General features: G+C 67.2%; 30 protein-coding genes and 1 other RNA gene. 8 read left to right on the forward strand and 23 right to left on the reverse strand.

From position 1 onward, the window contains the following. The first annotated feature begins 139 nt into the window (after positions 1–139). The 4 genes from LC039_RS02020 to LC039_RS02035 all read left to right on the forward strand — a co-directional run bounded on the left by LC039_RS02020 (position 140) and on the right by LC039_RS02035 (position 3,884). On the forward strand, positions 140–802 hold the full coding sequence (locus tag LC039_RS02020; protein WP_226621389.1) for a response regulator: 663 nt from the start codon (positions 140–142) through the stop codon (positions 800–802). Between the two features lie 4 nt (positions 803–806). Next, on the forward strand, positions 807–2,135 hold the full coding sequence (locus LC039_RS02025; RefSeq protein WP_226621390.1) for an ATP-binding protein: 1,329 nt from the start codon (positions 807–809) through the stop codon (positions 2,133–2,135). A 109-nt stretch (positions 2,136–2,244) separates the two neighbouring features. Then, positions 2,245–3,273, forward strand: coding sequence for an LLM class flavin-dependent oxidoreductase (locus tag LC039_RS02030; protein WP_226621391.1), 1,029 nt, complete (start codon positions 2,245–2,247; stop codon positions 3,271–3,273). Between the two features lie 179 nt (positions 3,274–3,452). Then, positions 3,453–3,884: a PACE efflux transporter gene (locus tag LC039_RS02035; protein WP_226621392.1), complete on the forward strand. Its 432-nt coding sequence runs from the start codon at positions 3,453–3,455 to the stop codon at positions 3,882–3,884. A gap of 244 nt (positions 3,885–4,128) precedes the next feature. Here the strand turns inward: LC039_RS02035 and LC039_RS02040 are convergent, their stop codons facing one another. Then, a complete protein-coding gene (locus LC039_RS02040; protein WP_226621393.1) occupies positions 4,129–4,272 on the reverse strand; it encodes a hypothetical protein in 144 nt (47 codons plus the stop codon). Positions 4,273–4,578: 306 nt separating this feature from the next. Then, positions 4,579–7,347 carry an aconitate hydratase AcnA gene (acnA, locus tag LC039_RS02045; RefSeq protein WP_226621394.1) on the reverse strand — a complete coding sequence of 923 codons (2,769 nt, stop codon included), beginning with the start codon at positions 7,345–7,347 and terminating at the stop codon, positions 4,579–4,581. 216 nt (positions 7,348–7,563) lie between these two features. Here acnA and LC039_RS02050 point away from each other — a divergent pair, with 216 nt between their 5' ends. Continuing rightward, positions 7,564–8,271 (forward strand): DUF1223 domain-containing protein, encoded by a 708-nt coding sequence (locus LC039_RS02050; protein ID WP_226621395.1) that lies wholly within the window; start codon positions 7,564–7,566, stop codon positions 8,269–8,271. Between the two features lie 23 nt (positions 8,272–8,294). Here LC039_RS02050 and LC039_RS02055 read toward each other — a convergent pair whose 3' ends face one another. The 15 genes from LC039_RS02055 to LC039_RS02125 all read right to left on the reverse strand — a co-directional run bounded on the left by LC039_RS02055 (position 8,295) and on the right by LC039_RS02125 (position 20,844). Next, positions 8,295–8,657: a hypothetical protein gene (locus tag LC039_RS02055; RefSeq protein ID WP_226621396.1), complete on the reverse strand. Its 363-nt coding sequence runs from the start codon at positions 8,655–8,657 to the stop codon at positions 8,295–8,297. Positions 8,658–8,735: 78 nt separating this feature from the next. Beyond that, on the reverse strand, positions 8,736–9,635 hold the full coding sequence (locus tag LC039_RS02060; protein ID WP_226621773.1) for a lysophospholipid acyltransferase family protein: 900 nt from the start codon (positions 9,633–9,635) through the stop codon (positions 8,736–8,738). A gap of 235 nt (positions 9,636–9,870) precedes the next feature. Beyond that, complete coding sequence (locus LC039_RS02065) at positions 9,871–10,917, reverse strand: flagellar motor switch protein FliG (protein ID WP_226621397.1); 1,047 nt, start codon at positions 10,915–10,917, stop codon at positions 9,871–9,873. Between the two features lie 130 nt (positions 10,918–11,047). Continuing rightward, a complete protein-coding gene (locus tag LC039_RS02070; protein ID WP_226621398.1) occupies positions 11,048–11,203 on the reverse strand; it encodes an adenylosuccinate lyase in 156 nt (51 codons plus the stop codon). 206 nt (positions 11,204–11,409) lie between these two features. After that, a complete protein-coding gene (purB, locus tag LC039_RS02075) occupies positions 11,410–12,717 on the reverse strand; it encodes an adenylosuccinate lyase (RefSeq protein WP_226621399.1) in 1,308 nt (435 codons plus the stop codon). Positions 12,718–12,941: 224 nt separating this feature from the next. Then, the gene (locus LC039_RS02080) at positions 12,942–13,175 is read right to left on the reverse strand and encodes a ribbon-helix-helix domain-containing protein (RefSeq protein WP_226621400.1); all 234 of its coding nucleotides are present in this window, start codon (positions 13,173–13,175) and stop codon (positions 12,942–12,944) included. Beyond that, complete coding sequence (locus LC039_RS02085; protein WP_226621401.1) at positions 13,172–13,384, reverse strand: DUF4169 family protein; 213 nt, start codon at positions 13,382–13,384, stop codon at positions 13,172–13,174. The genes LC039_RS02080 and LC039_RS02085 overlap by 4 nt, the downstream gene beginning before the upstream one ends. A 151-nt stretch (positions 13,385–13,535) precedes the next feature. Then, positions 13,536–14,930, reverse strand: a complete 1,395-nt coding sequence (fumC, locus tag LC039_RS02090; protein ID WP_226621402.1) for a class II fumarate hydratase — start codon at positions 14,928–14,930, stop codon at positions 13,536–13,538. Between the two features lie 224 nt (positions 14,931–15,154). After that, positions 15,155–15,628, reverse strand: coding sequence for an SspB family protein (locus tag LC039_RS02095; RefSeq protein ID WP_226621403.1), 474 nt, complete (start codon positions 15,626–15,628; stop codon positions 15,155–15,157). A 107-nt stretch (positions 15,629–15,735) separates the two neighbouring features. Further along, a complete protein-coding gene (gene chrA, locus LC039_RS02100) occupies positions 15,736–16,986 on the reverse strand; it encodes a chromate efflux transporter (RefSeq protein ID WP_226621404.1) in 1,251 nt (416 codons plus the stop codon). A gap of 43 nt (positions 16,987–17,029) precedes the next feature. Beyond that, positions 17,030–17,695, reverse strand: a complete 666-nt coding sequence (locus LC039_RS02105; RefSeq protein WP_226621405.1) for a DUF1194 domain-containing protein — start codon at positions 17,693–17,695, stop codon at positions 17,030–17,032. 141 nt (positions 17,696–17,836) lie between these two features. After that, positions 17,837–18,186, reverse strand: a transfer-messenger RNA (tmRNA) gene (gene ssrA / locus LC039_RS02110). A 26-nt stretch (positions 18,187–18,212) separates the two neighbouring features. Then, positions 18,213–18,677, reverse strand: a complete 465-nt coding sequence (locus LC039_RS02115) for a hypothetical protein (RefSeq protein ID WP_226621406.1) — start codon at positions 18,675–18,677, stop codon at positions 18,213–18,215. A 79-nt stretch (positions 18,678–18,756) separates the two neighbouring features. After that, positions 18,757–19,176 carry a hypothetical protein gene (locus LC039_RS02120; protein WP_226621407.1) on the reverse strand — a complete coding sequence of 140 codons (420 nt, stop codon included), beginning with the start codon at positions 19,174–19,176 and terminating at the stop codon, positions 18,757–18,759. A 168-nt stretch (positions 19,177–19,344) separates the two neighbouring features. Beyond that, positions 19,345–20,844 (reverse strand): CoA-acylating methylmalonate-semialdehyde dehydrogenase, encoded by a 1,500-nt coding sequence (locus LC039_RS02125; RefSeq protein WP_226621408.1) that lies wholly within the window; start codon positions 20,842–20,844, stop codon positions 19,345–19,347. Positions 20,845–20,940: 96 nt separating this feature from the next. On the opposite strand from LC039_RS02125, the gene LC039_RS02130 reads away from it, so the two are divergent. From LC039_RS02130 to coaD, 3 genes are all read left to right on the forward strand, one after another. After that, a complete protein-coding gene (locus tag LC039_RS02130; protein WP_226621409.1) occupies positions 20,941–21,837 on the forward strand; it encodes a LysR family transcriptional regulator in 897 nt (298 codons plus the stop codon). A 98-nt stretch (positions 21,838–21,935) separates the two neighbouring features. Beyond that, on the forward strand, positions 21,936–22,370 hold the full coding sequence (locus LC039_RS02135) for a CBS domain-containing protein (protein ID WP_226621410.1): 435 nt from the start codon (positions 21,936–21,938) through the stop codon (positions 22,368–22,370). Between the two features lie 102 nt (positions 22,371–22,472). Continuing rightward, entirely contained in the window at positions 22,473–22,970 is a 498-nt protein-coding gene (gene coaD / locus LC039_RS02140; RefSeq protein ID WP_226621411.1) for a pantetheine-phosphate adenylyltransferase, read from the forward strand. Positions 22,971–22,981: 11 nt separating this feature from the next. Here coaD and LC039_RS02145 read toward each other — a convergent pair whose 3' ends face one another. The 6 genes from LC039_RS02145 to LC039_RS02170 all read right to left on the reverse strand — a co-directional run bounded on the left by LC039_RS02145 (position 22,982) and on the right by LC039_RS02170 (position 26,742). Continuing rightward, on the reverse strand, positions 22,982–23,143 hold the full coding sequence (locus LC039_RS02145) for a glyceraldehyde-3-phosphate dehydrogenase (RefSeq protein ID WP_226621412.1): 162 nt from the start codon (positions 23,141–23,143) through the stop codon (positions 22,982–22,984). 910 nt (positions 23,144–24,053) lie between these two features. After that, complete coding sequence (gap, locus tag LC039_RS02150; protein ID WP_226621413.1) at positions 24,054–25,055, reverse strand: type I glyceraldehyde-3-phosphate dehydrogenase; 1,002 nt, start codon at positions 25,053–25,055, stop codon at positions 24,054–24,056. Between the two features lie 85 nt (positions 25,056–25,140). Then, positions 25,141–25,284 carry a hypothetical protein gene (locus tag LC039_RS02155; RefSeq protein ID WP_226621414.1) on the reverse strand — a complete coding sequence of 48 codons (144 nt, stop codon included), beginning with the start codon at positions 25,282–25,284 and terminating at the stop codon, positions 25,141–25,143. Between the two features lie 31 nt (positions 25,285–25,315). Beyond that, positions 25,316–25,852 carry a helix-turn-helix transcriptional regulator gene (locus LC039_RS02160; protein WP_226621415.1) on the reverse strand — a complete coding sequence of 179 codons (537 nt, stop codon included), beginning with the start codon at positions 25,850–25,852 and terminating at the stop codon, positions 25,316–25,318. Next, on the reverse strand, positions 25,849–26,388 hold the full coding sequence (locus LC039_RS02165) for a cytochrome b/b6 domain-containing protein (RefSeq protein ID WP_226621416.1): 540 nt from the start codon (positions 26,386–26,388) through the stop codon (positions 25,849–25,851). The genes LC039_RS02160 and LC039_RS02165 overlap by 4 nt, the downstream gene beginning before the upstream one ends. A gap of 93 nt (positions 26,389–26,481) precedes the next feature. Next, the gene (locus LC039_RS02170; protein WP_226621417.1) at positions 26,482–26,742 is read right to left on the reverse strand and encodes a PepSY domain-containing protein; all 261 of its coding nucleotides are present in this window, start codon (positions 26,740–26,742) and stop codon (positions 26,482–26,484) included. Between the last annotated feature and the right edge of the window lie 39 nt (positions 26,743–26,781).

Consider the following 26,781-nt stretch of genomic DNA (forward strand, 5'->3'; position numbering starts at 1 on the left):
AGGCGGGCCACAGCTCTGCGGGGGATGCGCGCCCTGCGGCGCGGGGAGAGCTTTCTGGGACACATCGGAGGCAACTAGGAATTGGTGCTTAAGTAAGTCTTAAGGTTTACCAGAGACCCCGCCCGCGCAAGGAGGATTCATGCGCATCTTGATCGTCGAGGATGACCCTGTGCTTTCCGAGGGACTCTCGGTCGGCCTCGGCCTGTCCGGCTTCACCGCCGATTCCGTCGCCACGCTCGGCGATGCGCGGGCGGCGCTGGCGGATTCGGCTTTTGCCGGGGTGGTGCTCGACGTGATGCTGCCCGACGGCTCGGGGCTGGAGCTCCTGTCGGAGATCCGCCGGGGCGGATCGGAGCTGCCGGTGCTGCTGCTCACCGCCCGCGACCAGGTGCGCGACCGGATCGCCGGGCTCGATGCCGGCGCCGACGACTACCTCGGCAAGCCCTTCGACCTGCACGAGTTGGCGGCGCGGATGCGGGCGATCCTGCGCCGCGCCGAAGGGAGGGCGGCCGCGGTGCTGCGCTGGAACGGGCTGGAGCTCGACCCCGCGCGGATGTGCGGCACGCTCCATGGCGCGCCGCTCAGCTTCTCCCGCCGCGAGTTCGCCGTGCTGCACGCGCTGATGGAGCGCCCGGGGCAGATCCTCTCGAAACCCGCACTGGAAGAACGGCTCTACGGCTGGCAGGAGGAGATCGAGAGCAACACGGTCGAGGTCCACGTCCACCACCTGCGCGCCAAGCTCGGGCGTGGGTTCATCGAAACGGTACGCGGCCTCGGCTACCGCGTCGCGGCCGAGGGCTGAGCCGATGTCGCTGCGCCTGCGCCTGTTCCTGATCCTCGCGCTGGCGACCGGCGCGATCTGGTTCTCGGCGGTGATCTGGATCGAACATTCGACCCGCGCGCAGGTGACCCGCGTGCTCGACGCCCGGCTGGCCGAGGCGGCGCGCATGGTGTCCTCGCTGCTCTCGGACCGGCGCATCGCCATGGCCGGCGACGGCGCGCCGGTGGCGATCCCGCTCGACCCGCATGGCGATTACGCGCATCAGCTCTCGTGCCAGATCTGGTCGCTGCAGGGCACGCTCGTGGGCCAGTCCGAGGGCGCGCCGCAGGCGCAGCTCACCGGCGATCATGGCACGGGCTACTCGGAAAGCACGGTGGATGGCGAGACATGGCGCGTCTACACGGTCGAGAACGCCGCGCTTGGCGTGCGGGTCATGGTGGGCGACAGCCTCGGGGTGCGCGACCGGCTGGTCTCGGGCGTGATCGAAGGGCTGCTGCTGCCCATGGCGCTGATCCTGCCGCTGCTCGCGGCGGCGCTCTGGGTGAGCCTCGGGCGCGGGCTGGCGCCGATGCACCGGCTGGCCGAGGCATTGCGCCTGCGCAGCCCCTCCGATCTTGCGCCGCTGCCCGCGGGGCCGGTGCCCGCCGAGATGCGCCCGATGCGCGCTGCGCTCGACGACCTCTTTGCTCGGCTCGGAAAGGCGCGCGAGGCGGAGCGCGATTTCACTGCCTTTGCGGCGCATGAGCTGAAGACGCCGCTCGCCGGGCTGCGCACCCAGGCGCAGATCGCCCGCATCGCGCCGGACGAGGCCACGAGGCGCCGCGCGCTGCACAATATCGAACGTTCGGTGGATCGCACCGACCGGCTGGTGCGGCAGCTGCTGGAGCTCTCGGCGATCGAGCGCGAGGGCGCCGCGCCGGAGCGGGTGGACCTCGCGCTGCTCGGTGCCGAGGTCTGCGCCGATCTCGCGCCGCTGGCCGAGGCGCGGGGCGTTGCGCTGGTGTCCGAGATCGCCGCGGGCGCCGCGCGGTCGCTGCCCGCCAGCGCCTTCCTGCTCCACGCCGCCCTGCGCAACCTCGTGGAGAACGCGCTGCAGGCCTCGCCCGAGGGCGGCACTGTGCGGATATGGCAAAGCGGCGCCGTGCTGACGGTCGAGGACGAGGGGCCGGGTATTCCCGAGGCCTTGCGCGCCCGCGCCTGCGAGCGGTTCGTGCGCGGCACGCAGGGCGGCGACGGCAGCGGGCTGGGTCTCGCCATCGCGCGGGTCGCCATGGAGCGCCTTGGCGGGCGGCTGGAACTGCCGGCGAGCGCCGGGCAGGGGCAGCGTGCCGAAGTGCACCTTCCGGGCGCCTGACACCTGTGTAGCCCCGGCGCAAACCCGGCGCACACCGCGTGTGCGCGGTGGGGGGCTGTCGCGCCGCCGCCTGGCGCCCTAGATTGCGCGCCAAGGCAAGGAGAGTGCAATGGAACTCGGACTTTACACATTCGGCGATGTGGGCACGAACCCGGTCACCGGCGAGACAGTGGACGCGGCACAGCGGCTGCGGAACCTGATGGAGGAGATCGAGCTGGCCGACCAGGTCGGGCTCGACGTCTTCGGCCTCGGCGAGCACCACCGCCCGAACTACGCGATCTCGTCGCCTGCCACGGTGCTGGCCGGCGCGGCGCGCAGCACGAAGAATATCAAGCTCAGCTCGGCGGTGACGGTGCTCAGTTCGGACGATCCGATCCGCGTGTACCAGCAGTTCGCGACGCTCGACAATCTGACCGGCGGGCGCGCCGAGATCATGGTGGGCCGCGGCAGTTTCATCGAGAGCTTCCCGCTCTTCGGCTACGATCTCGACGACTACAACGAGCTCTTCGAAGAGAAGCTGCAGATGCTGCTCGCGATCAACGCGCAGGAGCGGCTGAACTGGCCGGGCAGCACGCATACGCCCAAGGTCGAAGGGCTCGGGGTCTACCCGCGTCCCGCGCAGGACAAGCTGCCGATATGGGTCGCCGCGGGCGGCACGCCGCAGAGCATGGTGCGTGCCGGTGCGCTCGGGGCGCCGCTGGCGCTGGCGATCATCGGCGGCCAGCCGCGCCGCTTCGCGCCGCTGGCCGATCTCTACCGCAAGGCCGCCGCGCAGACCGGCCACGCCGAGCAGGCGCGGGTCTCGCTCAACGTGCATGGCTTCGTCGGCGAGGATGGCAAGAAGGCCGCCGATCTGTTCTTCCCGGCGCAAAAGCAGGTGATGGACCAGCTCGGCCGCGAACGCGGCTGGCCGCCGCAGAGCCGGGCGCAATACGACGAGAGCATGAGCCCCGAGGGCGCGATGTTCGTCGGCAGCCCGGCGCAGCTGGTCGACAAGATCCTCGGGCTGCGCGAGGATCTCGGCTTCGACCGGGTGACCATCCAGATGGCCATCGGGGTGATCGAACATTCCGAGATGCTGAAGGCGATCGAGGTGCTGGGCACCAAGGTCGCGCCCGAGCTGCGCAAGGCAGGCTGACGGCTGAATACCGGCGCCGGGGCAGGGTGACTTGCCCCCGGCGCAAGGGCGCCTTGCCTTTCGCCTGTCCCCGCCGCGCTTGATTTGCGGCACCGGAGCCTCTAGGTATCCGCGCCGAGAGGACGACCTCCCCCATATCGGGACAGCAGACGGGACGGCCCGATGCCAAGGAGCGTATCATGCGCAGCCGGTCCGACCGTATCCGTCACGCCCTCAGCTTCGAGCTGCTGGGCCTTGCCCTCATCACCCCGCTTGGCGCCTGGGCCTTCGATCGCGAGATGCACGAGATTGGCCTCGTTGCGCTGGTCTGCGCCACGGTGGCGACGGGCTGGAACTACCTCTACAACCTGCTGTTCGACCTGTGGATGTCGCGCCGCTACGGCCACACCCGCAAGAGCCTGCGCCTGCGGGTGATCCACGCCGCGCTCTTCGAGCTTGGCCTGTTGCTGGGCCTGGCGCCCTATATCGCCTGGGAGCTGGGGGTGAGCCTCGGCCATGCGCTGGTGATGGACATGGGCTTCGCGGGCTTCTACCTGGTCTATGCCTTCGTCTTCAACTGGGCCTACGACCTGATCTTCCCGGTGCCGGCCTCGCGGCCCGCGCGCGGCTGATCCCGCGCCTTCTTCTCTTTCAAAATACGCCGGGGGAGCCGCGCGAAGCGCGGCGGGGGCGGAGCCCCCTCTCGTCTGATGTGCCCGGCTGCGTTGGGCGGGCGCGGGGCGGGCGTGGGGCGCTCTGTTGTCTGATCTGCGGATGTGCCGGGACGGGAGGGCAGAAAGCCCTTGAGTTGACCAGCCAGAGCATGCCGCGCGAGGGGGGCGTCGGCTCTCTGGCGCATCGCTGCCACGTCTCATCTCAGAGCGCGCAGCCGCCCTCGGTCTCGGCGCAGGCGGACGCCGGCACGGGGGCCGGTTGCTGCTGCGCGCGGGCGCCCTGATAGGCGCCGAAGACGACAAGGGCCACCAGGGCCCCAAGCTGGATAAGGGTTGTACGGTTCATCTTCTGCCTCGCCCGGGTTGCCTGGGGTCGTTGCCCTGCACCCTGTGTTGCGCCCTCACATGGGGAGCTTGCAGGCAGAATACATCAGTCGGCGGGCGGGCCGGTGTCGCGAATGCGACGCGAGGGCAGAGTTTTGCTCAAATGCCGCTCATCTGCGCGAAAACCCGGCATTTCGTGGCTTTCGCGTCACGGTTTGGCGCCTGACGTTGCGCCAGGGGAACGCAAGACCGCCCGGAGCGGGGCTCCGGACGGTCGGTTTGCGACAGGCCCCGTGGCGGGCGGGGCCTCGGATGGCCCCGCGCCGGATCAGGAGGCGGCGAGGTTGCGCAGCACGTAGTGCAGAACGCCGCCGTGCTCGACGTATTCCTTCTCGATCGCCGTATCGATGCGGCACTTGAGCTGGATGGTCTTGGTCGAGCCGTCCTTGAAGGTGATTGTGCAGGGCACCTCGGCCAGCGGGGTGACGCTGTCGAGACCCTCGATGCTCACCGTTTCCTCGCCGGTCAGACCCAGCGTCTTGCGGGTGTCGCCGCCGTTGAACTCGAAGGGGATGACCCCCATGCCGACGAGGTTCGAGCGGTGAATGCGCTCGAAGCTCTCGGCGATCACCGCCTTGACGCCCAGAAGCGCCGTGCCCTTGGCTGCCCAGTCCCGCGAGGATCCGGCGCCGTAGAGCTCGCCGCCGAAGATCACCAGCGGGGTGCCCTGGTCCTGGTAGGCCATCGCGGCCTCGTAGATCGAGGTCTGCGCGCCGTCGGGGCCCTTGGTGTAGCCGCCCTCGACGCCGTCCAGCATCTCGTTCTTGATGCGGATGTTGGCGAAGGTGCCGCGCATCATGACCTCGTGGTTGCCGCGGCGCGAGCCATACGAGTTGAACTCGCGGACGGGCACCTGGTGCTCGACGAGGTACTGGCCGGCCGGGGTGCTTTCCTTGAACGAGCCGGCGGGCGAGATGTGGTCGGTGGTGATCATGTCGCCGAGCACAGCGAGCACGCGCGCGCCCTCGATGTTGGTGATCACGCCCGGGTCCTTGGACATGCCCTGGAAGTACGGCGGGTTCTGCACGTAGGTCGAGGTCGGCGGCCAGCTGTAGGTCTCGCCGCCTTTCACTTCCACGCCCTGCCACTTCTCGTCGCCCTTGAAGACGTCGGCGTATTTCTCCTGGAAGGCCTTGCGGGTCACGGTCTTCTCGACCAGCTCGGCGATCTCGGCGTTCGAGGGCCAGATGTCCTTCAGGTAGACGTCGTTGCCGTTCTTGTCCTGACCGATCACGTCCTCGGCGATGTTGACGTTCATGTCCCCGACCAGCGCGTAGGCCACCACCAGCGGCGGCGAGGCGAGGTAGTTGGCGCGCACGTCGGGCGAGATGCGGCCCTCGAAGTTGCGGTTGCCCGAGAGCACCGAGGTGGCGATCAGGTCGTAGTCGTTGATTGCCTTGGAGATCGGCGCATCCAAGGGGCCGGAGTTGCCGATGCAGGTGGTGCAGCCGTAGCCGACGAGGTTGAAGCCCACGGCGTCCAGATCCTCCTGCAGCCCCGCGGCCTCGAGGTATTCCGACACCACCTGCGAGCCCGGCGCCAGCGAGGTCTTCACCCAGGGCTTGCGGTTGAGGCCAAGCTCGCGCGCCTTGCGGGCGACAAGCCCGGCACCGATCATCACGTAGGGGTTCGAGGTGTTGGTGCAGGAGGTGATCGAGGCGATCACGATCGAGCCGTCGTGCAGCTGGTAGGCGCCGTCGTCGGTCTTGTACCAGCCCTTGGCGTGGTGGCCGACGTCACCGGGAATGTCGGTCGGCTCGGGGGCACCGCCCTCGGCCTCCCAGCGGGCCTCTGCGCGCTCGGTGGTATTGCCGTTGCGCTGGCCTTCGACAAACTTGGCGAAGGCGGGGGCGGCGGCGTCGAGCGCGATGTAGTCCTGCGGGCGCTTGGGGCCGGAGATGGCGGGCACGATGGTGCCCATGTCGAGCTCGAGCGTGTCGGTGTAGACCGGATCGTAGCCGGCGCCGCGCCAGAAACCGTTCTCCTTGGCATAGGCTTCGACCAGAGCGATGCGGTCCTTGTCGCGGCCGGTCTGCTCGAGGTAGCGCAGGGTCTCGGCGTCGATCGGGAAGAAGCCGCAGGTGGCGCCGTATTCGGGGGCCATGTTGGCGATGGTGGCGCGCTGCGCCAGCGGCAGGTTGTCGAGCCCGTCGCCGTAGAATTCCACGAACTTGCCGACCACGCCCTTCTCGCGCAGCATCTCGACGACCTTCAGCACGAGGTCGGTGCCGGTGGTGCCTTCCATCATCTCGCCGGTCAGCTTGAAGCCGACGACCTCGGGGATCAGCATGGAAATCGGCTGGCCGAGCATCGCGGCCTCGGCCTCGATGCCGCCCACGCCCCAGCCCAGCACGGCGGCGCCGTTGACCATGGTGGTGTGGCTGTCGGTGCCGACCAGCGTGTCGGGATAGGCGACCTCGGTGCCGTCCTGGTCCTCGTCGGTCCAGACGGTCTGCGCTAGGTACTCGAGGTTCACCTGGTGGCAGATGCCGGTGCCCGGCGGCACGACGCGGAAGTTGTTGAATGCCGACTGGCCCCATTTGAGGAACTCATAGCGTTCGATGTTGCGCTCGTACTCGCGATCCACGTTCATCTGGAAGGCGCGGGGGTTGCCGAACTCGTCGATCATCACCGAGTGGTCGATCACCAGGTCGACCGGGTTCAGCGGGTTGATCTTCTGGGCGTCACCGCCGAGCGCCTTGATGCCGTCGCGCATGGCGGCGAGGTCGACCACGGCGGGGACGCCGGTGAAGTCCTGCATCAGCACGCGCGCCGGGCGATAGGCAATCTCGCGGGGGTTCTTGCCGCCCTGCTTGCCCCATTCCGAGAACGCCTTGATATCGTCCACCGAGACGGTCTTGCCGTCTTCGAAGCGGAGCATGTTCTCCAGCACCACCTTGAGCGCCGCGGGGAGATTCGCGAAGTCGCCGAGACCGGCGGCTTCCGCCGCGGGGATCGAGTAATAGGCGATGGTCTTGCCATTCACCTCGAGCGTCTTGCGCGTCTTGGACGTGTCCTGACCGACTGTAATGGGCATGAGTGGCTCCCTCTCAATTGGTGGAGAAAAATGGGTCGCTACTGGGTAGATGGCGCAGCGAGGGGGTTGGATCAAGTCTGAAGGCGTAGAATTTGTATCCGATGGTATACAGTGCCCCGGAATCCTGCATCACCCGCTCTCGCAAAACCTTGATTGGTTATTTCAATGAGGGTTTTGTACCCCAGATGGGGCAGAGCTACGGGGAAAACTGGCCAGATGATCCGACTCACGACTTGGATGGCACCCATGGCCATGTTGCTTGCAGGCAGCGTGGCCCATGCACAGCAGGACAATCCGATACTGGTCGAGCTCTTCACCTCGCAGGGCTGCGCCGCCTGTCCGCCCGCCGACGCGGTGCTCTCGGAGCTCAGCGCGCGCGAGGACGTCATCCCGCTGGCGCTGCACGTGGACTACTGGGACTACATCGGCTGGAAGGATGAATTCGCCGATCCGGCCTTCACCAAGCGCCAGAAGGGCTATGCCCGCGCCGCCGGGCGCCGCTCGCTCTACACGCCGCAGATGATCGTCGCCGGGCGCTACGACGTGGTCGGCTCGCGCCCGATGAAGGTGGTGGATGCGATCCGCAGCGCGGCGAGCCACGAGCCGCCGGTGAAGCTGCTGCTGGCGCGCGACGGCGACGCGCTGGTGATCCGTGCCGAGCCGCTGACCACGCTGCCGCCGGAAACCGTGGTGCACCTCGTGCGCTATGCGCCTGAAAAGACGGTGGATATCGAGGACGGCGAGAATGCCGGGCTCGAGATGACCTATACCAATATCGCCCATGGCTGGCAGGTGATCGGCAGCTGGGACGGGCAGGGCGCCTTCGAGACCTCGGTGCCTCTCGAGGGCGACGATCCGGCGGTTGTGCTCGTCCAGGAGCCGCCCTTCGGCCCGGTGCTCGCCGCCGCACGCTGGCGCGACTGAGCGGCGTTTGCCCGCAGAGCGGCTCAGGCCGCGCCCTCGTCTCCCATGAACATCAGCTCGGGATTGCTGCCGTCCGGTGCGACGAGGCAGCGCCAGGGCGCGCCGTTGGCACCGACCCGCATGTAGATCGCCGTGGCCGCCTCGGAGGTCTCGCTGCCCACCACCGTCACGCCGCCCTCGGTCTGCGCCGTGATCGCCGATTGGCAGGCCGAGACGGCGGCGTTGCTGGCATCCGGCGACATGGTGGTGATGAAGGGCGGGCCGTCCGGCGCGGCGGGCATGGGCGAAGAGGGCATGGGCGCAGACATCGACGCGCTGTCCGCTTCGGTACATGCGGCGAGCGCGAGAGTTGCTGCTAAGGCGGTGAGCAGTTTCGCGGTGGGCATTCTTGGTCTCCTCGGCTGACGGACGATCCTGAAATGTCCGGGCGAGGATAGCACGGCGCCGCGCAGCCCGCGCAGGGCTCAGTCGTCGCCCTGATGCCGCGCGCGCTTTTCCGCCCGCTTGCGCTGCCGCTTGGGTTTCCAGCGGCGGTGGATCCAGAACCATTGCCCCGGGTCCGCCTCGATCCGCGCCTCGAGACGGCGGGTGACCTCGCGCATCATCTCCACCGGGTCGCCATGCGGGATCGGCGCCTCGAAGACTGCCTCGAAGTTCACCCCGTCGGGCTGTCGGATGCCGAAGAAGGGCACGAAGAGCGCCCCGGTCTTCACCGCGATCTCGGCGGCGGAGGTCAGCGTGGGCGCGGGCTGGCCGAGGAAGTCGATGGGCACGCCGGCGCTGTCGTAGACGTCGAAGAGCAACACGCCCATGCCGCCGCTCCGGATGTGCTTGAGCAGCCCCATGGTGCCGCGCCGGCCCTGCTCGAAGACCGGATCGCTCAGCGCATGCATGTTGGCGGCGTAATGTTCGTTGAAGAAGGGGTTGGCCATGGGCCGGTAGAGCCCGCCGATGCGCCAGCCGCGGGCGACCAGCGCGGCGCGCGGCGCTTCGAAGTTGCCGTAATGGCCGGTGACGAAGAGAATGGGCTTGCCCTCGACGCGGGCCGCCTCGATCGCCGCGACGCCATCGCCGGTGACCGGTGTGGCCTTCATCCGCGCCAGCAGCCCCGGCACGTCGTAATTCTCGATCATCGTGCGCCCGGCGTTGCGCGCCACCGCGCGGGCGATGCGGCGGCGTTCTGCCTCGGGCATCTCGGGCCAGACGTGGGCGAGGTTGGCCATGGCGCGGTCGCGGTAGCCGGCGAGCGGCGCGACCACCCGCGAGATCAGCGCGGCCATCATCCGGCCCCGGGTGGCGGGCGGAAGCAGCAGCGCGAGCCTGATCATTGCGCGCAGCGCCTTGTCGGACAGGTAGTCGGCCAGGCCGCCGCGGGTCTCGGCGGGAGCCGTCTCCGGCGCCGCGGCTTTTGCAGGTGCCTGCTTGCGTGCCGCGCGCTTGCCCGCGGCATCTCGGTCTGCTGCATCTGGACCTGCCGCGTTCTCGCCTGCCGCGTCTTGGTCCGCCGCGTCTTTGTCTGTCGTGCCCTGGGTCACATCCCGCTCCGCTGGTCTGAGCGGCAGACTTAAGCCGAGGGAGGGCGCGGCACAAGTTCCTGGGCTACTCCTCGTCCTCCTCGTCCGACTTCAGCTCGATCTCGCCGACGCTCACCAGCTCGCGGATGGCACTCACCACGGCGTTCATCGCCGCCTCGCCCTTCTTGCCCTTGACGCTCATCCCGGCGGCATCCTCGCGCAGCGCGGCGGCCATGCGTTTCGACATGTTTTCGAGCAGGTATTCGGCGGCGGGCAGGTCAACCTCGGAGCTGGCGGCAGCGATGGCGACGGTGAGCTGCTCGGGCGGCACGTCGCGGGTGATTTTCGGCACGTCCTGCTTGCGCAGCCGCGCGGGGATGTCGGCGAAGGTGAAGATGGCGCGGCGCACCGCCTCGGCGAAGTCCCTATCCGTCTCCTCGAGGCCTTCGAGCACCTCGTCGCGCTTGGCCGAGACGGCATAGTTGAGGATCGCGCCCACGCGCTCGTCGGCGCGCTTGGCGAAGGCCTTCGGCGGCTCGGCGTCGAGCTGCGCGGCGAGGCTGAGGCCGATGCGGTCCACGGCCTCGGGGGAGATGCCGGCGGTCATCGACACGGCGTAGGTGATGCGCCGGGCACGGTCGCCGGGCAAATGCGCCAGCACGGCGGCGGCCTTGGCGGTGTTGATCTTGGAAAGCATGACGGCGGCCACCTCGGTCGCCTCGGCGCTGGCGATGGCGGCGATGCGGTCTTCCGGCAGGGCGCCGATGCGCTCCCAGGGATCGCCGCTCTGCCGCACGCCCGCCTCCTTGCGCAGCCGCGCCGCGGTGCGGGCGCTGATCCTGCCCTCGAGCGCCGAGAGCGCCCCCGCCATGTCGCCGGGAAAGGACAGGCCGACGCCATCGAGCTCCTCGGAGAACTCCTCGACCACGGCATTGAGCGTGGCCCGGTCGATATAGCGCATGCGCCCGAGCTGCAGGGTCAGCTCGGCCTGCAGGTCCTCGGGCAGCGCAGAGAGCGGCACCTCGGTCCCCTCGTTGAGCAGGAACTGCACGATGATCGCCGCCTTGGCGCGGCGCGACAGCGGCGGCCTGCCGGAGGGCGCGAGATCTGAGGGCGAGGGCAGATGCGACATGGTGGAGTTCCGGGCTCTTGCTGATGCCAGAGCTAGCGCAGCGAGGTTAACGATCCCTCATCCCGGCAGGGAAAAGGGCAGCCGCGGCGGGCTGCCCTTCGATGGCGGGTCGGATGTGCCGCTTGCGCGGTCAGCCCGAGACGACCTTGCAGGTGCCGCTCGCGGAATCGTATTCCGAGCCTTCGGCGCAGGTCATCTTGGCCTGTTCGTGGTAGCTGCAGTCTGCCCATGCAACGAGCGGGGCGGCCACGAGGGCGGCTGCGGTCAACAGGGTCTTGATCGTCATGCTTCGTCCTCCGAGTGGAATGCCCGCAAGGCTAGCACAGCTTTGCCCGTCGCCAAAAAGAAACGGGCCGGCGCTTCGGCTCACGTTCCCGCGAGCGCCGCGCCGGCCCTTCGTCTAGATGCAAATATCCCGGGGGTCCCGCCGGAGGCGGGCGGGGGCAGGGCCTCCTGACCTTCGTCCGCCCCTTGAGCCCGCCCCGAGACCGATCAGCTCTCGCCGAACACCCGGCGGAAGATCGTGTCCACGTGCTTTGTGTGGTAGCCCATGTCGAACTTCTCGTTGATGCCGTCGACGCCGAGCGCTTTCACCACCTCTTCGTCGGCCAGCAGCAACTCACGGAAGTCGAGACGCTCTTCCCAGACCTTGAGCGCGTTGCGCTGGACCATCGAATAGGCGTCCTCGCGGCTCACGCCGGCCTGGGTGAGCGCCAGCAGCACGCGCTGCGACATCACGAGGCCCGGGAACTTGTTCATGTTGTCGAGCATGTTCTGCGGGTAGATGATCATCTTGTCGACCACGCCCGCGAGGCGGTTCAGCGCGAAGTCGAGGGTGATGGTGGCGTCCGGGCCGATGCCGCGCTCGACGGAGGAGTGCGAGATGTCGCGCTCGTGCCAGAGGGCCACGTTCTCCATCGCCGGGATCACCGTCATGCGCACGAGCCGCGCGAGGCCGGTGAGGTTTTCGGTCAGCACCGGGTTCTTCTTGTGCGGCATTGCCGACGAGCCCTTCTGGCCCATCGAGAAGAACTCCGCGCCTTCCAGCACTTCGGTGCGCTGCATGTGGCGGATCTCGATGGCGACGTTCTCGATCGAGGACGCGATGACGCCGAGCGTGGCGAAGAACATGGCGTGGCGGTCGCGCGGGATCACTTGGGTCGAGATCGGTTCGGGGCGCAGGCCCAGCTTCTCGCAGACGTGCTCTTCGACCGCCGGGTCGATATTGGCGAAGGTGCCGACGGCGCCGGAGATCGCGCCGGTGGCGATCTCCCACTTGGCCTTCTCGAGGCGGTTCTTGTTGCGGTCCATTTCGGCGTAGAAGCGCGCGAAGGTCAGGCCCATTGTGGTCGGCTCGGCGTGGATGCCGTGCGAGCGACCGACGCGGACGGTCATCTTGTGCTCGAGGGCGCGCTTCTTCAGCGCGGCCAGCACCTTGTCCATGCCCTCGAGCAGGATGTCGGCGGCGCGCACGAGCTGCACGTTGAGGCAGGTGTCGAGCACGTCCGAGGAGGTCATGCCCTGGTGCACGAAGCGCGCTTCCTCGCTGCCCACATGCTCGGCGAGGTGGGTCAGGAAGGCGATGACGTCATGCTTGGTGACGGCCTCGATCTCGTCGATGCGGGCGACGTCGAATTCCACGTCCTTGGCCTTCCAGACAGCCTCGGCGTTCTCCTTGGGGATCACCCCCAGCTCGGCCATGGCGTCGCAGGCGTGCGCCTCGATCTCGTACCAGATGCGGAACTTGGTGGCAGGTTCCCAGATGGCGGTCATCTCGGGGCGGGCGTAGCGGGGGATCATCGGCTAACCTTCCGTCTCATGCGTGGCAGACGCGGGCGTCATAGGGCGGAAGTGGCGCGGCGGCAAGGGCGGTGAGGCGGTGGTGGTGTCGGGGGCGGGGCTTGGCGGTGGGGGATGTGGCTGTTGCGGGGCCGGGTTGGGGGCTCTGCCCCCGCCCGCTGCGCGGCCTCCCCCGGGGTATTTCGGTCTAGACGAAGCGGCCGGAGCGCTGCGCTGGGGCGGCGTCAAGACAGCCCGTCGAGGCGGGCGCGGAGGTGTTCGAGCACATGCACGCGGATTGCCGAGGCCAGCCCGGCCTCGACGCCGCGGCGGGCGTCGATCTCGGTGGCCAGCGCGTTCAGCGTCTTGCCCTCGGTCTCGGCGATGCGGCGGAACTCGTCCCAGAACGGCGCCTCGAGCGACACCGAGGTGCGGTGGCCGCGAATGGTGAGCGAGTGCTTGATCGGCCGGCCGGTCATGTCTCGGAGGTCGGCTCGGCCGTAGGGTCGGCGGCCGCGTCCAGCTTGTGGCCCTCGAGGTCACGCTCGGATTTCTTGGCCTCGGCGGCCTCGCGCTGTTTCTCGGCCTTGCTGCGGCCGTGGCGCGCGGCATTCTCGTCGGCCTGCGCGCGTTTCTCGGCGCGGGCGCGATCCTTGCGGACGCGGTTGAGGTTGATCACGTTGCTCATGGCAGCGGAGAATAGCGCGGCGCCCGGGGGCGGCAATGGCCAAGGCGCAAATGCCGCAGGGGTGGAGCGACTCCGCGCTTGAGGCGGCGGGAAATGCGCATAGAAAAACGGGGCCACGCGGGCCCCGTTCATGGTCATGGCGCGGGAACGCTCAGCCCTTCGGGCCGACCATGTCCTCGGGGCGCACGATGCGGTCGAAGGTTTCGGCATCGACGAAGCCGAGGGCGATCGCCTCTTCCTTCAGCGTGGTGCCGTTCTTATGCGCGGTCTTGGCGACCTTGGTGGCATTGTCGTAGCCGATGGTCGGCGCCAGCGCCGTCACCAGCATCAGCGATTCCTTCATCAGCTTGTCGATGCGCGCCACGTTCGCCTGCGTACCTACGACCATATTGTCGGTGAAGGCCGAGGCGCTGTCGCCGAGCAGCTGCATCGACTGCAGCACGTTGTAGCTCATCATCGGGTTGTAGACGTTGAGCTCGAAGTGACCCTGGCTGCCAGCCATGCCGACGGCGGCGTCATTGCCCATGACGTGCGCGCAGACCATGGTCAGCGCCTCGGCCTGGGTCGGGTTGACCTTGCCGGGCATGATCGACGAGCCGGGTTCGTTTTCCGGCAGGATCAGCTCGCCCAGACCCGAGCGCGGGCCGGAGCCCAGCAGGCGCATGTCGTTGGCGATCTTGAACAGCGAGGCCGCCACGGTCTTCAGCGCGCCGGAGAACATGACCATCGCGTCATGCGCGGCGAGCGCCTCGAACTTGTTGGGCGCGGTGACGAAGGGCAGGTCGGTGATCTGCGCCATGTTCGCCGCGACCATCTCGGCCCAGCCCTTCTGAGTGTTGAGCCCGGTGCCGACGGCGGTGCCGCCCTGCGCCAGCTCGTAGATGTCGCCAAGGCAGGCCTCGACGCGCGCGATGCCCTTCTTCACCTGGTGGGCGTAGCCGCCGAATTCCTGGCCCAGCGTCAGCGGCGTGGCATCCTGCGTGTGGGTGCGGCCGATCTTGATGATGTCCTTGAACTCGTCGGACTTCGCCTCGAGCGCCGCGTGCAGCTTGCGCAGGCCCGGCAGCAGCACGTCGCGCGCCTGCATGGCGATGCCCACGTGCATGGCGGTCGGGAAGGTGTCGTTGGACGACTGGCCCATGTTGCAGTGATCGTTCGGGTGCACGGGCTTCTTCGAGCCCATCTCGCCGCCGAGCATCTCGATGGCGCGGTTCGAGATCACCTCGTTGGCGTTCATGTTCGACTGGGTGCCCGAGCCGGTCTGCCAGACCACCAGCGGGAAGTTGTCGTCGAACTTGCCCTCGATGACCTCACCGGCGGCGGCGATGATCGCGTCGGCGACCTCGGCCTCCATCGTACCCAGCTCCTTGTTGGCCATGGCACAGGCCTTCTTCACCACGCCGAGCGCGCGGATGATCGGAACCGGCTGCTTCTCCCAGCCGATGGGGAAGTTCATGATCGACCGCTGGGTCTGTGCGCCCCAGTACTTGTCGGCGGGAACCTCGAGCGGGCCGAAGCTGTCGGTCTCGGTGCGGGTGTTGGCCATCTGTGCCTCCTGCAAAGCATACCATTGTGTGCCGTTTAGCCGCCTCCCGGTCCGGGGGCAACGGTCAAGCGGCGGGCAAATGGGGTGTTAGCGCCGCGAAAGCACGGCTTTGGCGCGCGCGCCGACCCTGCGGGGCCGAAAACGCAACCGTAAACGCAACCGCGCCGGGCCTTGCGGGCTCCGGCGCGGGGAAATTCGGGTGAGGGGCGAGAGGCCCCGCCGGGTCACTTGCGGAAGGAGTCGAGGCGGACCACCTCGGCATCGTGCTTGACCGGCTCGCCGTCGCCGTCGTCCGGGCCACCCTCGGGCGGGGTGGGCTCGTCATCGTCGTCGTCGTCCTCTTCGTCATGCGTCTCGAAGCGCAGGCCGAACTCGACCGAGGGGTCGACGAAGGTCTTGATCGCATCGTAGGGGATGTAGAGCCGCTCGGGCGCGTCGCCGAAGTTCAGCGTCACGGCGAAGCCGTCCTCGGTGACCTCGAGGTCCTCGTACCAATGCTGCATCACCACGGTCATCTCGCCCGGGTAGCGGTCCGACAGCCAGTCGGCCAGTTCCACGTCGGGATGCTGCGTGTCGAAGGTGATGAAGAAGTGGTGATCTCCGGGCAGGCCAGTTTCCTGGACCCCAGCGAGCACGTCATTGATGAGCCCGCGCATGGCGCGGTGCATGAGATTGCCATAGTCGATGCCGCCGGGCATTGGCTGCTCCTCGTCGCTTTCTTTTCACCATATTAGATTTGGCGGCGAGGAAAAGGGGACATGGCGGAAAAATACCGTGCCATGTGGTTTTCCACGAAAGCCATTAATTAATAAATAGTTAATGCGTAGGATATGAATGCCGTAACGGCAAGCGTCAGCGGGACCGAGCGGCGCAGCGGTCCGAGCAGCAGCGCGGCGAGAAGCGTGAGCGCCAGGGCGCCGGGCTGCAGGCTGGACAGCACGGGCAGCTCGGGCGCCAGCGGGCCGAGCTTCGGCAGCCAAGTCTGCGCGAAGAGCACGTGCAGTGCAAACCACAGGGCGAGATTGGCCACCACCCCGAGCACCGCGGCGGTGATCGCCTCGAGCGCGGCCTGCAGGCGGGGCCGGGCGAGCAGCCGCTCGAGATGCGGCGCGAAGGCGAAGATCCACAGGAAACAGGGGATGAAGGTGACCCAGAGCACCATGGCGCCCGCCGCCAGCGCCATCTGCCAGCCGCCCGCCGCGAAGCCGGTGATCATGCCGACGAACTGCGTCACGAGAATCAGCGGGCCCGGGGTGGTTTCTGCCAGCCCCAGCGCGTCGGCCATCTGTGCCGGGTCGAGCCAGCCGCGGGCGGTGACCGCCTCCTGCGCGAGCCAGGCGAGCACCGCGTAGGCACCGCCGAAGGAGAAAACCGCCAGCTTCGAGAACAGCATGCCGATGTCGTAGAGCAGGGTCTGACCGGCGAGCCCGGCGGCGACCATCGGCGCGAACCAAAGCGTCACCCAGAGCGGCCAGACCCAGAGCCGTTCGGTCACCGGGGCGGGCACGGGCTGCACCTCCTGCGCGGCGGGCGCGGGCTGGCCGAGCCAGCCGACAAGCGCGGCGCAGGCGATCACCAGCGGAAAGGGCAGGTGCAGCACGTAGAGCGCGGCAAAGGCGGCGATGGAGATCAGCAGGGCGGAGGGCCGGGCCAGCACCTTGCGGCCGAGCTTCAGCAACGCCTGGGCCACCAGCGCGATGACCGTGGCCTTGACGCCGAGCATCAGCCCGGCGACCTCGGGGCGCGCGCCGTAGCTCGCGTAGGCCAGCGCCAGCGCCGCGATCACCAGCGCGCCGGGCAGCACGAAGAGCCCGCCCGAGATCAGCCCGCCCGCGGTGCCGCGCAGCCGCCAGCCGACCCAGGTGGCAAGCTGCATGGCCTCCGGCCCGGGCAGCAGCATGCAGAAGGAGAGCGCCCGCAGGTATTGCCGCTCGGTGAGCCATTGCCGCTCCTCGACAATCTCGCGGTGCAGCAGGGCGATCTGCGCCGCCGGTCCGCCGAAGCTCAGCAGGCCGATGCGCAGGAAGGTCAGGAAAAGCTGGGAAAGGGATGCCATGGCGGGCATTTGCGCCGGGGCCTGTGACGCTTTCATGACGCGTTCAGCCAAGCACCCGCGCGATCTCGCGCAGGATCTTGCGGCGCAGCGTTTCGCTGTATTCGCGGTGGCTGCGGGCGGTCATCACGAAGCCGTCGCGGGTGATCAGCACCTGCCGGTAGTAGTTGCTCACCGGCAGCCCGTGGCCGGGCCCCTCGATGGCGAGCCCGTTGACCGTCACCCCCATGCGCTCGGCACGGACCCGCGCCGCCGAGGCGGAGGGGCCGGCGTTCGGTGTGCCGTCGCCCGAGACGTCGATCACCCGCCGCTTGCAGGCGGGGGCGGTCTCGATGGCGTCGAGCGCCGCCTCGAGCGCGGCGCCGGGGGCGGTGTCGGACAGGACGAAGGCGCGCTCCATGACGCCGGCGGCGGCGGCGAAGGTCTCGAGGTCGGCGGGCTCGGCGATCTCGGTCCAGCCCAGCGTCAGCGCCTGGTGGCCGGGGCCGGACCATTGCAGCACCGCGAGCGCGATGCGGTCGTCGACCATGATCGCCGCGATCTCTGGGTCACTCAGGGCAAGCGCCAGCCCCTCGGCCTGAATGGCGAATTCGGCGTGGTCGATGGAGTTCGAGACGTCCATGGCCAGCAGCAGCGCGGTCTCGCAGGCGTGGAGCTTCGGCGCGCAAAGCGCAGCAAGCAGGGCAAAACTGGCTACAGGGACCGGGGCCATGCCGACCATGCTGACAGGCGGCTTCCCTTGGGTCAATCGGCTTGCATTCCGAAGGCTGAATGTCGCGGAAGCGCGCGCCGCGTCGCGATCACGTTGCTGATGCCTGTGGGGAGAGCCGACGTCTGTGGAGGGGGGGGGAGAAGTGCAGGTTTCTGTTGCCAGGTACCTGCGAACCCCGCCTTAAGCTGCTAGGCCCAAGGGCTTAAATTTCGGTTTTTCGGACTGCTTACGCAGCCAGAGCAACCGGAGCACGATTGTTGTTGGCAACTATGCTTTATGAACCGATAACGGTGGTATCTCACCGGGACAAAGCTACATCTTTACGCGTTCGTCGATCCTATTTCGGCCCCATGAACCCCCAACAAGGGTTTATTGGTGGAGCCGCCGGGTACCGCCCCCGGGTCCGATCCGTTTATTACATGCGCGTTTATGCCCATAGTCCCTCGCGGGACAGGCTTGATATAGGACGGCGCGGCGCGGCTTTCAATGGGGGATCTGTGTCAGATCCGCTTCGCGATCACGAGGTCGCGGCGAAAAGTGCTGACAGGTGCAGCTCGCGCTGCCCGAGGCAGGCGAGCGCCGACATCTCGTCGCGGAACACATAGATCTCAAAGGGAAGGCTGGCCGAGAGCATCTGCTGCGCCATGCGCCCGATTCCGAATCCGAGGTCCGACGGCGCGAAATAGGCGACCGGCACGCAGGCGCCTTCGAACACGCGGGACTCTTCGAGTTCCCTGCAGAAGACCTGCATTTCCGAGAAATCGCCGATGTAGGAGGTGAGTTCCGAATTGTCGACAAGTATCGCAAAGCTGGGTTGCCATTCCGGGTGCGCCATGACCTTCGCAATGGTGGCGTGACATTCCGAGATATGGGCATCGCTGAAGAACTTCATATATACCAAGCGGCGCTCGGGAATAACGCTGAAATTTGCAGGCATATCGAGTCCCTCAAAGAGCTGGCAGCTGCTGGCACTAAGAGTCATCTGCTATTTCTAAAAGGGCCTGTCAAATGTTATGTCGCGCAGGTGACACTTCCCCAAGGATGACTACGCGGAAACCCTTTCAACCTGCGGCTTCAAGGAGTTCAGCAATGCTGCGTTCCCTGAGGCCCAGAAGCGTCAGGCAATCCTCTTCGTTCTGTTGAACGCGGGCCACAGCGCAGTCGAGCCCATCCCAGCAATTCAGCGCGAGCGTGCTGACCTGGAAAGCCACGGCGGTCGGTGCGAAATAGAGCAGGATGGCGGTGCTTCCCATGCCGCAGAAAACCTCGGCCCTTTTTGCCTGGATCTTCATGAGCTCCACATAGTCGTGGTCCCAGCTGGTCAGACCCGAGAGATCCACAAGGTGTTTGTGGCCCTGCCGGAAATCGGGGTGGGACATCAAATCGTCGATCGCCCGCGTCGTGTCGGAAAGACGCGCGTGGCCCTCGTATCGCGCGTAGACGAGGCCGTGGTTCCTGAGAATGCGGAAGCTAACGGGCATGTTCCACCGGAATAGTGTGTTTCGGACCGATGGTGGCGGAGAGCCTGTCGTTACGTCAATACTGACTCTCAATTGAATCTTTTGACGTGCAATAGTCTGCCCCGCAGAAAAGGTCCGCCCGGATTGCTCCGGGCGGACCCTGTCTTGATTTCTTGGTGGGCCTGGACGTCAGTCCATCGCCTTGAAGTTGAACTCGCCGCCTTCCTTGATGCCCGAGAACCAGCGCGCGGTGACGGTCTTGGTCTTGGTGTAGAAGCGGAAGGCGTCGGGGCCGTACTGGTTGAGATCGCCGAAGGCCGATTTCTTCCAGCCGCCGAAGGTGTGGTACGACAGCGGCACCGGGATCGGGAAGTTGATGCCGACCATGCCCACGTTCACCCGGTGCGCGAAGTCGCGCGCGGTGTCGCCGTCGGCGGTGTAGATCGCCGTGCCGTTGCCATAGGGGTTGTCGATCACCAGCTCGAGCGCTTCCTCGTAGGAGCCGGCGCGGACCTGGCTCAGCACCGGGCCGAAAATCTCTTCCTTGTAGATGTCCATGTCGGGTGTAACGTTGTCGAACAGCGACGGCCCGACGAAGAAGCCGTCCTCGTAGCCCTGCAGTTTGAAGTCACGGCCGTCGACGACCAGCGTCGCGCCCTGATCGACACCCGAGTTCACGAGCCCCTCGATGCGGCTCTTGGCGGCGGCGGTGATGACGGGGCCGTAGTCCACGTCGTCGCCCGCGGTGTAGGGGCCGACCTTCAGCTTCTCGATGCGCGGCACCAGCTTCTCGATCAGCGCGTCAGCGGTCTCCGCGCCCACCGGTACGGCCACCGAGATCGCCATGCAACGCTCGCCCGCGGCGCCGTAGCCGGCACCGACCAGCGCGTCGGCGGCCTTGTCGAGGTCGGCGTCAGGCATGATGATCATGTGGTTCTTGGCGCCGCCGAAGCACTGGGCGCGCTTGCCGTTGGTGGCGGCGCGGCCGTAGATGTACTGCGCGATCGGGGTCGAGCCGACGAAGCCCACGGCCTGCACGGTTTCGTTGTCGAGGATCGCATCGACCACTTCCTTGTCGCCGTTGACCACCTGCAGGACGCCTTCGGGCAGGCCGGCCTCGAGCAGCAGCTCCGCCAGGCGCAGCGAGGTCGAGGGGCAGCGCTCGGACGGCTTGAGCACCATGGCATTCCCGGAAACGAGCGCCGGGGCCATCTTCCACAGCGGGATCATCGCCGGGAAGTTGAACGGCGTGATGCCGGCGACCACGCCAAGCGGCTGGCGCATGGAGTAGAGGTCGATGCCCGGGCCGCCGTTGTCGGTGAACTCGCCCTTGAGCATGTGCGGGGCGCCCATGCAGACCTCGACGACCTCGAGGCCGCGCTGCACGTCGCCGCGCGCATCGGGCAGGGTCTTGCCGTGTTCCTTGGAGACCAGCTCGGCCAGCTCATCCATGTGTTCGTTGATCAGCGCGCCGAACTTCATCATCACGCGGGCGCGGCGCTGCGGGTTGGTCGCACCCCACTTGATCTGGGCCTCGGCGGCCTTGGCCACCGCGTCGTTCAGCTCGTCCACGGTCGCCAGCGGCACCTTGGCCTGAACCTCGCCGGTGGCGGGGTTGAAGATCTCGGTGAAGCGGCCGGACGTGCCCTTCACATGTGCGCCGTTGATGAAATGCGTAAGTTCCTGCATGGGACCCTCCTTCTGTTGGCCGGTACAGTAGCCTTGCGGAAATGCAGCGAACAGGGGTAATTAAGCAAATAGGTTTTGCAAAAATTCAGGTATGCCATGCGCGAGAACTGGGACGACCTGCGGATTTTCCTCGCCGTGGCCCGCGGCGAGAGCCTCTCGGCGGCCGGGCGCGTGCTGCGCATGGACCCGGCGACGGTGGGGCGGCGCGTGGCGCGGCTGGAGCAGGCGCTGGGGCATCCGCTCTTTGCCAAATCACCGCAGGGCTACACGCTGACCGAGGCGGGGGCGCGGCTGCTGGTGCACACGGAAACCGCCGAGCAGGCGCTGGGGCAGGGCGCGCAGGCGCTGATGGGCTCGTCCGAGGGGTTTGCCGGCCAGATTCGCATCGGGGCGCCCGACGGCTGCGCCAACTTCCTGTTGCCGCAGGTCTGCGCGAAGATCGCCGAGGCCAACCCGGGGCTCGACCTGCAGATCGTCTCGCTGCCGCGGGTGGTGAATCTGTCGCGGCGCGAGGCCGACATGGCGATCGCCGTCTCGGCACCCACGGCGGGGCGGCTGGTGGTGCAGAAAATCTCGGACTACCGGCTGCATCTCGCCGCCTCCGAGGATTATCTCGCGCAGCATCCGCCGATCCGCGCGCGCGCCGACCTGCAGGGGCACCGGATCGTCGGCTATATCCCCGACATGATTTTTGACCGCGAGCTGGACTACCTTGCCGATCTCGGGCTCGACCGGGTGCGGCTGGCCTCGAACTCGGTGGCGGTGCAGTTCCACTGGCTGCGGCTCGGGGCAGGGCTCGGGATCGTGCACGACTTCGCGCTGCCCGCGGCGCCGGGGCTGCGCCGGGTGCTGCCCGACGAGGTCGCGCTCACCCGCAGCTTCTACCTCGTGCGCCACGCCGACGACCGGCGCCATGCCCGCCTTAACGGATTCGCAGCGCTTCTGGCCGAGGCTGTGCGCAGTGAACTCGCGGCGCTCGAAGCGGCGGCATAGGGCCGGCGCCGCGCGCTATAGACCGGACGTCGCTGTTGACAGAACCTCGCGGCGGGCGGACGCTAGGTTGTCTCAGCAGCGCTTAGGAGGAAAGCCGCATGCAGGTACAACAGATTCTCAAGGACAAGTCCGACGATGGCGTGGTCACCGTCGCCCCGGGCAGCAGCGTCGGCGATGCCGCGCAGGTGCTGGCCGAACGCCGGATCGGCGGGGTGGTGATCTCGGAGGATGGTCAGACGCCCGTGGGGATCCTTTCGGAGCGCGACATCGTGCGCGCGCTGGCCGCGCAGGGCGCAAGCGTTCTGTCGATGACCTGCGAGGTTCTGATGACCCGCAAGCTTCAGGTCTGCACCCGCGACGAGGACACCAACGTGGTGCTTGCCCGGATGACCGAGGGGCGCTTCCGCCACATGCCCGTGGTCGAGGACGGCGTGCTGGTCGGGATCATCTCGATCGGCGACGTGGTCAAGGCGCAGATCGCCGAGCTCGCGATGGAGAAGGATGCCTTGCAAGGGATGATCATGGGCTTCTGATCGGGTTTCCTCGCCGGGGCTGCCGGTTTCGGGGTTGCATTCCGAAACGCAATATTGTTGCGTGCGCCGGACTGCCCACGCTGGCATTCCTGGAGGACCCTCATGCGCATCGGCCTTTATCCCGGCACCTTCGATCCGATCACGCTTGGCCACGTGGACATTATCCGCCGCGCCGCGGCCTTGGTGGACCGCCTCGTGATCGGCGTCGCGATCAATCGTGACAAGGGGCCGCTCTTCACCCTCGAAGAGCGCGTGGCGATGATCGAGACCGAATGCGCGGAATTGTCCAGGGAAACCGGGACCGAGATCGTCCCGCATCCCTTCGAGAACCTGCTGATCGACTGCGCCCGCGACGTGGGGGCGCAGATCATCATCCGCGGCCTGCGCGCCGTGGCGGATTTCGAGTATGAATTCCAGATGGTCGGGATGAACCGCGCGCTCGACACCAGCATCGAGACGGTCTTCCTGATGGCCGAAGCCCGGCATCAGGCGATCGCGTCCAAGCTGGTGAAGGAGATCGCGCGTCTGGACGGCGACGTGAGCAAGTTTGTCACGCCCACCGTCAACGATGCGCTGAAGGCGCGCTTCGCGAAGGGTTGATCAGCCGCTGATCAGCGGCCGTAGACGGCGAGACGGGCGGTCTCGTCCTCGCGTCCGATCAGGTCGCAGTCGATGCGGGTGCGCATCGGCAGGGACATCAGCGCCTGGCGGGTGCGGCGATAGGCGAAGCGGCGGGAGAAGCTGTCACGGACGGCATTGATGGCTTTGGTCATGGCTCTGTTCCATTTCATCGGCGGCGCCTCCATCGGGAAGGCGCTGCATTTGCGGATTGGTCTGTGTGAAAACATGAAGGTCGTAAGCGCGGCGAACGTTACGTCGTCGTTGGCGCTAACCTAGGCTTTGCTGCGCCGCAGAACAATTGACGGTTTTCCATTCCCGCCTTGCAAATGCTGCATGGCGGCGCGGGGGCCGGGGCGGGGCCTCGTCAAGTGGATGTAAACCTTTGGGGATTAGCTTGGGCGGCGCCGCCTGGCGCGGGCCGTGCCGGCGCCTGCCGCGGTGGAAGGGCGGTTTTTGCCCTGCCAGTCAGCCTTGCCAGAAGGGCAGTCAGCCTTGCCAGAAGGGTATGTGCGATGGAAATTCCCCGCGAGACGACCGGATACGCCCGGTCGATCCGCCCGAATCCGACCTCTTCGCGCGATGCGGGCGCCGATCCTCCGCCCGAGTCGCGGCGTGGCCCGATGCTGTCACCGATGCCGCCACCTGTACCGGTCGCCGCACAGAGCCTGCCGGCTGCTCAGCTGTCGCAGGTCAGGCTCCAGGCGCGACCTCCCGGGCTGGTCGCCGAGCAGGGATACCGTGCAGCGCTCGGGGTCGTGCGAGCGTGAGGCGATGGCCGGGCGGGCGGCGCGGGGCGAATGGAGCGAGGGCGGGGGAAGCGTGGACCTGTGAGAAGGAGAGGCGCTCAAAGCTCAAGAAAGCCATGGCGCAGGGCATCACTCGGCATAACGGCATAGTAGAGCGGTGCGCGTGCGAAGCGTGATCCCACGCGGAAAGCCACGGCCCACGAAAAAGGCGGGACCCTCGAAAAAGCGAAGGCTCACAAAAAAGGCGAGGCCCATCGCCCCGCCTTTCGGTACTAAAATGATCGCGCATGGTTGTCGCGCGCGGATCGGTCCTTGGTCAGAGCAGCTTGCCCATGGCGACGGCGGTGTCGGACATGCGGTTCGAGAAGCCCCACTCGTTGTCGTACCAGGACAGGATGCGCACCATGCTGCCGTCCATGACTTTCGTCTGGTCGGTGTGGAAGATCGAGCTGTGCGGGTCGTGGTTGAAGTCGATCGAGACGTTCTTCTTGTCGGTATAGCCGAGGATACCGTTGAGCTTGCCGTTGGCCGCGACGCGGATCGCGTCGTTGATCTCTTCCACGGTGGTCTCGCGCTCGGCCTCGAACACCAGGTCCACGACCGAGACGTTCGGCGTCGGGACGCGGATTGCCACGCCGTCGAGCTTGCCGTTGAGTTCGGGCAGCACGAGGCCCACGGCCTTGGCGGCACCGGTCGAGGTCGGGATCATCGACATGGCCGCGGCGCGGGCGCGGTAGAGATCCTTGTGCATCGTGTCCAGCGTCGGCTGATCGCCGGTATAGCTGTGGATCGTGGTCATGAAGCCTTTCTTGATGCCGACGGTGTCGTTCAGCACCTTGGCGACGGGCGACAGGCAGTTGGTGGTGCAGGACGCGTTGGAGACCACGAGGTCATCCTTGGTCAGCGTGTCGTCGTTGACGCCGTAGACGATGGTCTTGTCGGCCCCGGCGGAGGGGGCGGAGACCAGCACGCGGCTGGCGCCGTTGGCGAGGTGCGCGGCGGCCTTCTCGCGCGAGGTGAAGATGCCGGTGCATTCCATCACCACGTCCACATGCGCCCAGGGCAGATCGGCGGGGTTGCGCTCGGCGCTCACCTTGATCGGGCCACGGCCCACGTCGATGCTGTCGCCGGACACGCTCACCGGGTGCGGGAACCGGCCGTGCACGCTGTCGAACTGCAGCAGATGCGCGTTGGTCTCGACCGGGCCGAGGTCGTTAATCGCGACCACCTCGATGTCGGTGCGGCCGGATTCGATGATTGCGCGCAGCACGTTGCGCCCGATGCGGCCGAAGCCGTTGATCGCTACCTTGACGGTCATGATGTCTCCTCGCTGTCCGAGAGTCTGCGGTTGTCCAGAGGTCAACAGGATACGTCAGGCAAGTCAATACTGGGACTGTTAGCGCTCACCGCCAAAATGCCATCCAATCGAGCAGAATGAAAATCTTCCGCCCGAGGAACACCAGGGTCCGGCTGTCGAACAGCATGATATCCAGCGCGATGGCGGCGATCAGCAGGGCGCCGATCCAGAGGGCGATGCGATTGGTCATTTTCTCGTGATGCCAGAGCCTTGCGTCGCTGTCATCCCTCTTTCGCAGCGGCGGGGTGCGGCGTGTCCTCGGCACCGGCGCCGGTCATCAGCTCCTCGATGAAGAGGCTGAGCAGCCCGCCGCGGCCCGACACGCCGGCCTTGCGATAAATGGCATTGAGGTGGGATTTGACCGTGCCCTCTGCCGAACCACGCAGCGCCGCGATCTCGGGGATGGTCATGCCCTTGAGGGTGAACATGGCAACGTCGCGCTCCGATCCGGTCAGCTCCCAGGCCGCAAACTGCGCCTCGACGATCTCGTGGAAGGCGCCGGTGGCCAGCGAGACCTGCCGCTCGAGGTGGGCGTTGTGCCGCAGCAGCCGCAGCAGGAAGCGCATCTCGACCCAGACCGCGGCGGCGAGGCAGAGCACCATGCTGCCCTCGAGGAAGGCTTCCGGGTCGTGCACCGGATTCCACCCGGCCTCGGTGGCGTCGAAGATCACGTCGACCACGAAGAAGGCCGTGCAGATGAGCTGCACGGCGATCAGCAGGGTGAGGATCAGGGGGCGTTGCGAGGTTTGCGGCGTCATGCCTCGATCTTTGCGTCATCCGGCACGCATTTGACACCCGTGACCATGGCCTTGGGCAGATTTACCCCGGTGCGGCGGCTTTCCCAAAGCACCGCTCCCACGTGCAGCGCCACCGAAACCTCGGCCCAGCTCACCAGTACCTCGTGCATCTCCTCGACCCAGCCCACGCCCCAGAAGGCGTCGGTGGTCATCATGACGCCGGTGGCGATGATGCCGCAGAGGGTCAGCAGCAGGTTGAAGATCATCAGCGCGCCGAGCGGCGTGTGCATCAGGTGCACTCGGCGGCGCCCGGTGGCCATGTCGGTGATCTGCCGGATCAGCCCGGCGCGGGTCGGCAGAAAACTCGCGAAGCGGGCCGAATGGGGGCCGGCGAAGCCCCAGAGCAGGCGCAGCACGATCAGCCCACCGATGGTGTAGCCGATCCAGCGGTGCAGCTTCGACTCCGGATTGTCGAAAAGCGCGTTCGTGGCGAAGAGGGCGACGAGGCTCCAGTGAAAGATCCGCAGCAGCGGATCCCAGACGAAATGGCGGGACATGCGCTCGGGCATCGGGACAGACCTTGTAGAATGTGCGGAAGGGGGGACGCGGGGAAAGCTGCGGCCCCGCGCGATGGCGGGGCCGACAGGGCGTCAGTCGGTCTTGCTGCGCACGATCTTCAGGTCTTCGTCGAGGTAGAGCTCGAGCTTCTTGCCGTCCTTCAGGGCGTAGACCTCGATCATGCCGTCCTCGCTGTCGATACGGCGCACCTCGTAGCCCTCGGCGGTGAGCTTCTCGCGCACCTGGGCCTGGGTCTGTTCCGGGATCGCCGGGGAGGCGGTGACGGCGCCGGCGGTCAGCAGGACGGCGAGCAGGCCGGACGTGAGTCCGGAGGTCACAAGGCGGTAAGTCATCGATCGGTCTCCTAAGTGGGGGCGCGGAACATCCGGGCC

The organism is Alloyangia pacifica, assembly GCF_020524285.1.
Lineage (GTDB): Bacteria > Pseudomonadota > Alphaproteobacteria > Rhodobacterales > Rhodobacteraceae > Salipiger > Salipiger pacificus_B.